The sequence below is a fragment of the Psychrobacter sp. N25K4-3-2 genome (assembly GCF_015351755.1).
Lineage (GTDB): Bacteria > Pseudomonadota > Gammaproteobacteria > Pseudomonadales > Moraxellaceae > Psychrobacter > Psychrobacter glaciei.
In genome coordinates, this window is record NZ_JADKLX010000007.1 from 73,017 (window position 1) to 83,930 (window position 10,914).

General features: G+C 42.1%; 9 protein-coding genes and 1 pseudogene. 8 read left to right on the forward strand and 2 right to left on the reverse strand.

Annotated features, from left to right (window positions below; all coding sequences use genetic code 11):
* Window positions 1–34 precede the first annotated feature (34 nt).
* The 8 genes from benC (at window position 35) to IOD06_RS12765 (ending at window position 8,580) form a co-directional block, all read left to right on the forward strand.
* Window positions 35–1,060 (forward strand): benzoate 1,2-dioxygenase electron transfer component BenC, encoded by a 1,026-nt coding sequence (gene benC / locus IOD06_RS12730; RefSeq protein ID WP_265087681.1) that lies wholly within the window; start codon window positions 35–37, stop codon window positions 1,058–1,060.
* A gap of 49 nt (window positions 1,061–1,109) precedes the next feature.
* Window positions 1,110–1,889, forward strand: a complete 780-nt coding sequence (locus IOD06_RS12735; RefSeq protein ID WP_194621166.1) for a 1,6-dihydroxycyclohexa-2,4-diene-1-carboxylate dehydrogenase — start codon at window positions 1,110–1,112, stop codon at window positions 1,887–1,889.
* A gap of 78 nt (window positions 1,890–1,967) precedes the next feature.
* On the forward strand, window positions 1,968–3,164 hold the full coding sequence (gene benE / locus IOD06_RS12740) for a benzoate/H(+) symporter BenE (protein ID WP_194621167.1): 1,197 nt from the start codon (window positions 1,968–1,970) through the stop codon (window positions 3,162–3,164).
* 115 nt (window positions 3,165–3,279) lie between these two features.
* Window positions 3,280–3,981 carry a 3-oxoacid CoA-transferase subunit A gene (locus IOD06_RS12745; protein ID WP_194621168.1) on the forward strand — a complete coding sequence of 234 codons (702 nt, stop codon included), beginning with the start codon at window positions 3,280–3,282 and terminating at the stop codon, window positions 3,979–3,981.
* 37 nt (window positions 3,982–4,018) lie between these two features.
* A complete protein-coding gene (locus IOD06_RS12750; RefSeq protein WP_194621169.1) occupies window positions 4,019–4,678 on the forward strand; it encodes a 3-oxoacid CoA-transferase subunit B in 660 nt (219 codons plus the stop codon).
* A gap of 50 nt (window positions 4,679–4,728) precedes the next feature.
* On the forward strand, window positions 4,729–5,961 hold the full coding sequence (gene pcaF / locus IOD06_RS12755) for a 3-oxoadipyl-CoA thiolase (RefSeq protein ID WP_194621170.1): 1,233 nt from the start codon (window positions 4,729–4,731) through the stop codon (window positions 5,959–5,961).
* 88 nt (window positions 5,962–6,049) lie between these two features.
* On the forward strand, window positions 6,050–6,826 hold the full coding sequence (gene pcaD / locus IOD06_RS12760; protein ID WP_194621171.1) for a 3-oxoadipate enol-lactonase: 777 nt from the start codon (window positions 6,050–6,052) through the stop codon (window positions 6,824–6,826).
* A 392-nt stretch (window positions 6,827–7,218) separates the two neighbouring features.
* On the forward strand, window positions 7,219–8,580 hold the full coding sequence (locus IOD06_RS12765; protein ID WP_194621172.1) for an MFS transporter: 1,362 nt from the start codon (window positions 7,219–7,221) through the stop codon (window positions 8,578–8,580).
* A gap of 671 nt (window positions 8,581–9,251) precedes the next feature.
* On the opposite strand, the gene IOD06_RS12770 is transcribed toward IOD06_RS12765, so the two are convergent.
* Complete coding sequence (locus IOD06_RS12770; RefSeq protein ID WP_194621173.1) at window positions 9,252–10,784, reverse strand: ATP-binding protein; 1,533 nt, start codon at window positions 10,782–10,784, stop codon at window positions 9,252–9,254.
* A 1-nt stretch (window position 10,785) separates the two neighbouring features.
* Window positions 10,786–10,914 (reverse strand): annotated as a pseudogene (locus IOD06_RS12775) (DNA-binding response regulator); the annotation flags it as partial.

A 10,914-nucleotide genomic window follows, 5' to 3' on the forward strand; every position in this document is an offset into this window, starting at 1 on the left:
GTGATGTTAGTCAGTAGCCATATATTGAAAAAGGATGTTTCTCATGGAATACAACATAGCTCTACAGTTTGAAGATGGTGTCACGGGATTTATCAAATGCGAAGAGGATGAAACCGTCGCCGAAGCCGCTTATCGTCAAAAATATAATATCCCTGTGGACTGTCTTGATGGCGCCTGCGGTACCTGCCGTTGTCATTGTGAGTCGGGCAGCTATGACATGCATCCTGATATGTATATTGAAGAGGCGCTGACCGAAACCGAAGCTAATGATGGCTACGTCTTGACCTGTCAAATGATTCCTGAGAGCGACTGCGTCATTAAAGTGCCAACCTCATCAGAAGCCTGCAAAGTCAGCAAATCTGTGTTCAAAGGTAAGCTACAGCAGCTAAATATATTGTCAGAATCCACCATTCACTTCGGCGTTGAAGTTGATAACCCAGATGCCTTAGTATTTTTACCTGGGCAGTACGTCAATATCACCATCCCTGACTCTGATGAGACACGTTCCTACTCTTTTAGCTCAATGCCTAGTACCAATCAGGCTGAATTTGTCGTCCGTAATATTCCAAATGGCAAGATGAGTACCTTTTTATCTGATATTGCCAAGCTAGGTCAAGATATTGACTTTGAAGGACCATTCGGTAGTTTCTATTTACGTCCTATCGTACGCCCTACTGTATTTTTAGCTGGGGGTACAGGTATCGCACCCTTTTTATCGATGCTAAAAAGCTTAGAAATATCGGGTGCTCATCATCCTGTCAAGATGGTCTATGGTGTTACTAATGATGCTGATTTGATAGAGATTGAAAAACTGGAAGAAGTGAAGAAAAACCACGATTGGTTTGACTATTATACCTGTGTAGCAAGCGAAGAAAGCGACCATGAGCGCAAAGGCTATGTGACCAGCCATGTTGAAGCTGATTGGCTAAATGATGGCGATGTTGATGTCTATCTGTGTGGTCCTCTGGCGATGGTCGATGCCGTTAGTAATTGGTTAGATACAAGTAGCCTCAAACCTAGCAATTTTTATTATGAAAAGTTCACACCTAGTGAGCAGTAATATAGCTCAAACAATACAGCGAGATAATACTTTTCTCTAGGAGACAGCAATGAGTAAGCGCTTTGATAATAAAGTATGTGTCGTAACGGGTGCCGCACAAGGTATCGGTCGCGGGGTCGCATTACGCTTAGCAAATGAGGGTGGCAAGATAGTTATGGCAGACTTTTCACCTTTGGTAGAAGACGTATTAGCAGAAATCACTGCAAATGGCGGGCATGCGACGACTATCCAAGCTGATCTTGAGACTTATCAAGGGGCACAGGATGTTATCGATAAAGCACTTGATACCTACGGTCGTATTGACATATTGGTCAATAATGTAGGCGGTGCAATATGGATGAAACCATTCATCAGTTTCTCTGAGATAGAGATTGAAAAAGAAATTAGTCGCTCACTATTTCCAACATTATGGTGTTGCCATGCAGTATTACCATCGATGATCAAACAACAATCTGGCACTATTGTTAATATTTCCTCCATCGCGACGCGTGGTATCAACCGTATACCCTACTCAACTGCAAAAGGCGGTGTAAACGCCATGACTGCATCACTTGCTTTTGAACATGCAAGTGATGGAATTCGCGTTAATGCAGTGGCAACGGGTGGTACTGAAGCCCCGCCTAGAAAGATTCCACGTAATACAAAACCTTTAACTGATGAGGAGAAAGGCTGGATGAACGCAGTTGTTGATCAAACCATCGACAGCACATTTATGAAACGTTACGGCACAATAGATGAACAAGTCAATGCCATCACATTTTTGGCTTCTGATGAATCTTCTTATATCACTGGAAGCACTATCCCTGTAGGCGGTGGTGACGCAGGCTGATCTCTCTCGTCAGATTATTAAGTAGCATAGCATTGAACAGAGAACTATCTACTCGCTGCTGATTTGCAAGGAAGCAATATGGCAAACGTAATACACACATTGAAAGACGACTGGTCAATCTCTGCCACCGTGGCAGGATTTTTGGCCGTACTAATCTCTTATGCTGGCCCATTGATTATCTTTTTTCAGGCAGCACAAGCAGCGCAGGTATCAGAAACGATGATGGCATCGTGGATCTGGGGAGTATCTATAGGTGCCGCCGTCTCAGGTATCTATTTATCCATTAAGTATAAAACCCCTATTATTACTGCTTGGTCAGCGCCTGGTACCGCACTATTGGTAACCGTCTTTCCGAATATGAGTATTAATGAAGCGATAGCCGCTTATATCGTATCAGCGATTGTGATTTTTTTAGTAGGCGCAACTGGATCTTTTGACAAAATTTTAAGATGGATTCCTAATGGTATCGCTGCCGGCATGATGGCAGGCATCCTATTTCAATTTGGTTTAGAGTTATTTGTAGCAACCAATACGATGCCATTTATCGTGTTTAGCATGCTTGGCTGTTACTTAGTAGCCAAACGTTTTTCACCACGTTATACCATGATTTGGGTACTGCTATGCGGTGTCATTTTAAGTGTTCTATTGGGGAAAATGAACCCTGTCGATATAGATTTGGCCATTACCATACCTACTGTGATATGGCCTGAGTGGACGTGGAATGCCGTATTCAACCTTGCGATTCCACTCATTCTTGTCAGCTTAACTGGACAGTTTTTACCTGGCATGGCGATTCTTAATCTTAATGGTTACGACACACCAGCCAAGCCTATCGTCAGTATTACAAGTCTCGCTTCGTTAGCAGTCGCCTGTGTAGGAGGTATTACGATTGTCCTAGCAGCAATCACCGCAGCACTTTGTACTGGTAAGGATGCTCATGAATTAAAGGAGAAACGCTACATAGCAGGTGTAGCAAACGGTATTTTTTATCTATTAGGGGGACTACTTGCCGGTAGCATCGTGATGATATTTAGCTTGCTTCCCAAAGAGCTAGTTGCAGCATTAGCCGGTCTTGCACTTATCGGTGCTATTTCTACCAACATTACTATAGCAATGAAAGATGACTCTCAAAGAGATGCAGCGCTAATCACTTTTTTAGCAACAGCATCTGGTATGAGTTTTCTTGGATTAAGCTCTGTTTTTTGGGGTATTCTTATCGGCATGATTGCTTACTATGTTTTAAGCAAAAAACGATTATTACCTCTATTTTCATAAGCAAAAATATACGTCACTTTTATTAATAGAACAGCCAAAACAACAAGACTGTCTCGAAGATGCATAAAACTTAAGTCTCGCAATACCTAATATTACTTTTGTATAGGACATAAACATGATTAATAAAGCTGAAAAAAATATCACGGATGTACTTAGCCAAATTAAAGATGGCGCCACTATTATGATTGGTGGTTTTGGAACTGCAGGGCAGCCAGCTGAACTCATTGATGGCCTTATAAATTTAGGTATTAAAGACCTTGTCATTATTAATAATAATGCTGGAAACGGTGATCATGGTCTTGCCAGATTATTAAAAACGGGCGCGGTACGTAAAATCATTTGCTCTTTCCCTCGTCAATCAGACTCATGGGTATTCGATGAGCTTTATCATGCAGGAAAAATTGATCTGGAATTAGTACCACAAGGTAATTTGGCTTGCCGTATTCAAGCGGCAGGCATGGGGCTTGGAGCCGTATATACCCCAACAGGGTTCAGTACTCTACTCGCAGAAGGCAAAGAAACTCGTCATATCGATGGCAAAGACTATGTCTTGGAATATCCAATTAAAGCTGATTTCGCCTTAATAAAAGCAAACAAGGGTGATCGTTGGGGTAACTTAGTTTACCGAAAATCTGCACGTAACTTTGGTCCAATTATGGCAATGGCAGCTGACGTGACTATCGCTCAAGTCTCTCAAACAGTTGATCTTGGTGAGCTTGATCCTGAGCACGTTATTACACCAGGCATTTTTGTGCAGCACGTGGTGCAAGTCCAACCTGCTAGCACTAGTACTGAACTTTCTGATACTGCAGCGTAGCCACCGCTAAATACTGCCAATTATAAGGAGCGTCATCATGAGCCATACCTCTTACACCGTTTTGACCCGTGACCAAATAGCCGAACGAGCTGCACAAGACATTCCAGATGGAGCCTATGTCAACTTAGGCATCGGCCTACCGACCAAAATCGCACAATACTTATCTAATGATAAAGACGTATTTTTGCATTCAGAAAATGGGCTATTAGCTTTTGGTCCATCACCTGCCAAAGGTGAAGAAGATCCCGAACTGATTAATGCTGGAAAGGAATACGTTACTATGCTCGATGGCGGTAGCTACTTTCATCATGGTGACTCTTTTGCCATGATGCGCGGTGGTCATATCGACATTTGCGTGTTGGGTGCGTTTCAAGTAGCCGCTAATGGTGATTTAGCCAATTGGAGTACTGGTGCAGAGGATGCGATACCCGCTGTTGGAGGTGCTATGGACTTAGCCGTCGGTGCTAAAAAAGTCTTTGTGATGACCAATCATACAACTAAGACTGGGGATCCTAAAATCGTCAGCGAGCTTACCTACCCTGTGACTGGGAAAAATTGTGTAGATCGGATTTATACCGACCTATGCGTCATTGATGTCACTGATAAAGGACTGCTAGTCACTGAAATGGTCGATGATATGAGCTTTTTGGACTTGCAAGAATTAACTGGTGCAATGTTAATTGACGCTACTCAATAAAAAAACCTCTTAGTAAAAGCCTAGAACAATTAAAACTCAGGATAATTGCCATGACTGATTCAATCACTCGTTTAAATAATGCTTATATTATCGATGCCATTCGTACCCCTTTTGGTCGTTACGGCGGCAGTCTAGCACCAGTACGTGCAGACGACTTAGGTGCTATCCCTATCAAGGCGTTAATGGAACGTAATGCTAATGTCGATTGGGTACGAGTAGATGACGTCATCTATGGCTGTGCTAACCAAAGCGGTGAAGACAACCGTAACGTCGGACGTATGTCTTCATTGCTAGCTGGCCTATCTTATCAAGTGCCTGCAACTACTGTTAACCGATTGTGCGGCTCGTCGATGGATGCGTTAGCGATAGCTGCGCGTGCGATTAAAGCCGATGAAGCTCATTTAATTATCGCAGGTGGTGTTGAGAGCATGAGCCGTGCGCCATTTGTGATAGGTAAGGCAGAAAAATCCTTTGGTCGTAGCCAAAAGCTTGAAGATACCACTATGGGCTGGCGCTTTATCAATCCAAAACTTGATGAGTTATATGGCACAGAAACCATGCCTCAAACGGCTGAAAACGTTGCAGAGCAATTCAATATCAATCGTGCTGACCAAGATGCATTTGCATTACGTAGCCAACAACGTACCGCAGCGGCGCAAGAGTCAGGATTTTTCAAGGATGAGATTACTCCTGTTATCATCGCACAACGTAAAGGCGAGCCTGTCACCATCGATACTGATGAACATCCTCGTGCTGATACTACACTTGAAAAGTTGACTAAACTGCGTCCTATTGTCACCACATACGGCACAGTGACAGCTGGTAACGCTTCTGGTATTAATGATGGCGCGGCAGCCTTCCTAGTAGCGTCAGGGCAAGCAGTTAAAGAATTCAATTTGAAGCCGCGTGCACGTATCGTGGCCTCAACTACGGTAGGCGTTGAGCCGCGTATTATGGGCTTTGCCCCAGCACCCGCAATGAAAAAACTGCTTAAGCAAACAGGACTAACGCTTGATGATATGGATGTCATTGAGTTAAACGAAGCCTTTGCATCGCAATCATTAGCCTGTACTCGTGATTTAGGTCTGCCTGACGATAGCGCACGTGTCAATCCGAATGGCGGTGCGATTGCCCTTGGTCATCCACTTGGCGCATCAGGTGCACGTTTGATCTTAACCGCTCTCAACCAGCTTGAAAAAACGAGTAAGCGTTATGCAATCTGCTCAATGTGTATCGGTGTTGGACAAGGCATCGCAATGATTATTGAACGTGTTGAGAGCTGATTAATCGTTCAAAATAAAATAGACACCCAGCTTAATAAATCAAAAAGAAGACCTCAATCACCCGACAGTTAACACAAGGACGTTCATCATGCCTGTATTTGAAAATAAAGGTGTCACGCAAAACTATGCCACCTTTGGCGATAGCAGCAACCCTGCCCTAATATTCTCCAACTCTTTAGGTACTAGCTATCATATGTGGCAACCACAAATCGATACCTTACAAGCCGATTACTTTATCATCTGCTATGACACTCGTGGCCATGGTAAGTCATCAGCACCCAAAGGTCCTTATACTTTAAACCAGCTTGGGCAAGATGTGATTGATTTGTTAGATCACCTGCATCTTGATAAGGTATTTTTTTGTGGCATTTCTATGGGCGGTATGACTGGTCAATGGTTGGCTATCAATCACCCTGACCGCTTCCATCACTTGATGTTATGCAATACCGCTGCGAAGATTGGTAATGAGGCGGCATGGAGAGATCGTGCGCAATTGGTACGTGAGCAAGGTCTCGATCCTATCGCGGCCACAGCTTCTCCGCGTTGGTTCACAGCAGATTTTATCGATCATTACCCAGATGTAGTCGCGGCATTGTCTAGCGCTCTTGCGGCTGGCAGTAGCGAGGGTTACGCAAGCTGCTGCGAGGCTTTATCTATCGCTGATACTCGTGAGCAGTTAAAAGAGATTCGTGTGCCAATTACAGTGTTAGCAGGCGTTGAAGACCCGGTGACGACCGTTGCCGATGGCCAATATATGGTCGATCATATACCTAACGCTAAGCTCGCCACTATCGATGCCTCGCATATCTCAAATATTGAACAACCTGAAGCGTTTAGTGATTATGTTAGATATTACCTACAATAACGCCAGTAAATGCTTTTAAAAAACACATTTATTAGCGTTGATTAATTAGGCTAATTTAATCTATCTATCTTATATTTTTAATCATCTATATATTTTTTTAGTATATGGATGATTTTCTGCGCATCCAGTATTTTTATAATAGAAATTAATGAAACTTTTTGGTGTTAGTTGTCTTACATACGCTCACTGCAAGCATCATTCTTCGTATCTAATACTTTATGAGAGTACTCACTCCTCTCATAAAGATGGAAGCCGACATTTTTTCAACAGCATGTTATATAGAGAGCTATACCTTTTAGGTATCAATTAATACCTAGATAGTTTTTGACTTAGCCCCTGTAAAACCCTAACTTGTAAAGCACGTATAAGGATATCATCAACGGAGAACATGAATGGAATCTCAAACCTTAAACATCAATAAAGTTATTGATGAAGCCAAATTTTCACCTTTTCATTGGAAAGTCTTGTTTTGGTGCTTACTGATTATTATCTTTGACGGCTACGACCTCATTATTTATGGCGTGGCCCTGCCATTGCTTATGGAAGAGTGGTCGTTAACTTCGGTACAAGCAGGTTTTCTTGCTAGCGCAGCATTATTCGGTATGATGTTTGGTGCCATGATTTTTGGTACTTTATCTGACAAAATCGGTCGTAAAAAAACAATTATGATCTGTGTCGCTTTATTTAGTAGCTTTACTTTCTTTGGTGCTTTCGCTAATGGACCTATGCAGTTTGCAGCTTTACGCTTTATTGCAGGTTTAGGTATTGGCGGCGTGATGCCAATCTGCGTGGCACTAACATCTGAATACGCACCGAAACGTATGCGTAGTACATTAGTCGCTATTATGTTCAGTGGTTACGCAATTGGTGGTATGACTTCAGCACTACTAGGATCTTTCTTGGTTCTAGATTTTGGCTGGGAAATTATGTTTTATATTGCGGGTATCCCTACTTTGCTATTACCAATCATCTGGAAGATGCTACCTGAATCCCTGATGTATTTGGTCAAAGAAAAGCGAGAAGATGAAGCTAAAAATATCGTCCAAAAATTGGCTCCTCAAGAAAAAGTTACGCCATCTACCACTTTAGTATTAGATGAACCTACCAAAGGTGATGACGCGCCAATTAAAGCATTGTTTCTGAACAGACGTGGATTCACTACTATTATGTTCTGGGTAGCATTTTTTATGTGTTTGCTGATGGTTTACGCTTTAGCAAGCTGGTTACCAAAGCTAATGATTCAAGCTGGTTACTCGCTAGGTGCTAGTATGTTGTTTCTATTTGCACTTAATATTGGTGGGATGATTGGGGCTATTGGTGGTGGTGTCCTAGCTGATAAATTCCATTTAAAACCTGTACTAACTATTATGTTTGTCGCTGGTGCCGTGGCATTAATTTTGCTTGGCTACAACAGTCCTCAAATTGTACTCTATACGCTCATTGCGATTGCAGGTGCTACAACCATCGGCTCACAAATCCTACTTTATACTTTTGTGGCTCAATATTATCCTACCGCTGTACGTACGACTGCTATGGGTTGGGCGTCAGGGATTGGACGTATTGGTGCTATCGTAGGTCCTATTCTAACTGGTGCGCTACTCACCTTAGAACTGACTCATCAGATGAATTTTTTGTTTATCGCTATACCAGGCATTATCGCAGCCATTGCTATTTTCTTAGTAAATCTTACTGCAGCAGTGGACAGCAAGGAAAGTAAAATGCAACCCGCAAGGTTAGACACTTCGGCAGCGTAAAAATAATAGTAAGCTTGAAAATTTGGTAGTGTTCTAAAAAGTATACTGGCATCAAACATAGAATAAAAGAACATCAACTCAAATACGCCAGAATGATTGTCGAGCTTCTTAGAAAAACAACTCGTTCTTCTAGTAGTTCGTTTTAATCGGTGTCTAAGATGAAAATCATTGACGTATCCTCCCAGGATATTGAGTCTCCGACAATACTGGGACGGTTCAATGGGAAGATGCACCTGTACGTATTTTCCAGAGAATGGTTTTTATTATCTTTCAACCTCTTCAACATCGCTTAGCACTATAGTCAGTTCAATATAAAAAGATATGGAAAATAAAGCACTCAGCTGGTATAAAATTTTTTCGCTTGCTGCGTGTTTTGCACTCTAGAGGCGTCGAAAAATTTATCCCAGCAGTACTGCATTCTTTTTAAAGTGAATCTGCTATATCTATTCAGATCAAATTTATATGCTCAACTATCGAAGGTTTAGATTAAGGTCTGTTGAGCATTCAAATGTGGTACTGGCAGTGGTTATTTTTTGCCAATACGCAGTGAAATTTTTGACGCCTAGTCATTCTAGGGTAGACAATTTCGCCAGATATTGGCAAAAAATAGCCCTGCCCTGAAAGGCTGATGCTAAAATCAGCAGTCCTAATATTTGAATGCTCCACAGACCTCAACCCTCAGTCAATAATTCTACACTGACTTGAAAATAATAGTCATCCTTAATCGTGATGCCAACCTTGCCTTTATGAGCATTAGCGATAGCCTGAACAATAGATAGCCCTAGTCCTGTACCTGAGTGCTGATGGCTGGTCTTATCATGACGATAGAATCGCTCAAACAATTTATCAGCTTCACTCTGATTGAGCATCTTGTCTAAGCGATTGGTCACTGTTATTGATAACGACTGTTTTGAGGATAGAGCCTCTTCTTTTGCCGTATCAAGGGTGCTGCCTGAGGTAATAATGGTAGCTGATATTGTGATAATACTGTCACTAGCGGCATAATAAATGGCATTTGACATCAGGTTGGCAAACAGCCGCTGCAGTAAACCTTCATCACCTAATACTGTCTTAAATTCTCCCATTTTTTCAAAAGTTATCCCTCGATCCTCTGCAATCATTTCATAGTAATCAACGAGCTTGGTGATTAGGTTTTCAGTATCTACGTGACTAATTTGCGAGTCACTTAATCCTTTTTGAGTTTTTGCCAGCAGCAACATATTATTAATCAGAACCGATAACTGCTCTAACGTGTCATGCTGATGATGCAATTGTTCTATGTATTCAGTACCCTCACGCGGTTTGCTAAGCATGACTTGCGTTTGTGTACTAAGCGTCGCTATTGGGGTGCGGAGCTCATGGGCGATATTGTCTGAAAATCGTGACAAAGATTCAAAATTGCTTTCAAGCTTGACCATCATTGAGTTGTAAGATTCTGCTAGCGGTCGCAGCTCTAATGGCATGTCACTGACGGTTACTCTTTCATCCAACCTTTCAGGATTGATTCTTTTCATTTTTTGTACGATAGTGGCCAAAGGCGCAAAACCCCAATACACACTCAATGCGGCGATTGAGACGAGTAATAGTGTAATGGCGAATAAAATCATACTAAGCTGACGATTGAACTGTAATAAATACTGATGATGTACATCTATAGGTAACGCGATAAGCGCGAGCATTTTATCGTCTTCAATGACCATCGCTCGATAATATCTGCTGTTAATACTCATCACAAACTGTTGCTTATCGTTATCTTGTCGCAGTGACAACAGATTAAACGCTTCCCCTAGCTCTTGAGTAAAGTTGTTGGGGGTACTAGACAGTATCTGTCCCTCTTTGTTAGCAATGACCGTTTTTAGATCGTAGTCTAACCAAGAAGAATGCAGATGGTCGGCCTCCTCTGATGCTTCTGCAGAAAATGACGTTGTATCAGATGACAAGCTTAACGGTGGCTGGTTATTTAATAGACCTTGAGAATTTGTTAGCATTTGAGAGGTTATATGGCTGTTAGGTTCTGCCACTTGCTTACGTAAGTTAAACGCGGCATGAGTCATAATCTCTGAGTCCATTTGCTCAAAATGACCCTTAACAGAGTGCTGTACCCAAATATAAATAATAATCTGTGACATAACGACAAATATCGTGAGCAACAACACAGTACGCCACAATAGTGGCAAGCGCCGATTATCCAACCTGTGTTTCATATTAGATATTGCCAGCTTCGTAAGACGGATTATTATCAAGCACTGTATCGACAGCCTCCAATCGGTAGCCCATACCACGCACAGTATGAATCAGCTTTGCCTCATGCTCATCATCTATTTTTATGCGAAG

Bases quoted from the DNA above. Each gene is read 5' to 3' on its own strand.
- pcaD (WP_194621171.1), top strand. From the start codon at position 6,050: ATGCCTGTATTTGAAAATAAAGGTGTCACGCAAAACTATGCCACCTTT.
- benE (WP_194621167.1), top strand. From the start codon at position 1,968: ATGGCAAACGTAATACACACATTGAAAGACGACTGGTCAATCTCTGCC.
- IOD06_RS12770 (WP_194621173.1), bottom strand. From the start codon at position 10,784: ATGAAACACAGGTTGGATAATCGGCGCTTGCCACTATTGTGGCGTACT.
- IOD06_RS12735 (WP_194621166.1), top strand. From the start codon at position 1,110: ATGAGTAAGCGCTTTGATAATAAAGTATGTGTCGTAACGGGTGCCGCA.
- IOD06_RS12745 (WP_194621168.1), top strand. From the start codon at position 3,280: ATGATTAATAAAGCTGAAAAAAATATCACGGATGTACTTAGCCAAATT.
- IOD06_RS12765 (WP_194621172.1), top strand. From the start codon at position 7,219: ATGGAATCTCAAACCTTAAACATCAATAAAGTTATTGATGAAGCCAAA.
- IOD06_RS12750 (WP_194621169.1), top strand. From the start codon at position 4,019: ATGAGCCATACCTCTTACACCGTTTTGACCCGTGACCAAATAGCCGAA.
- benC (WP_265087681.1), top strand. From the start codon at position 35: ATGTTTCTCATGGAATACAACATAGCTCTACAGTTTGAAGATGGTGTC.
- pcaF (WP_194621170.1), top strand. From the start codon at position 4,729: ATGACTGATTCAATCACTCGTTTAAATAATGCTTATATTATCGATGCC.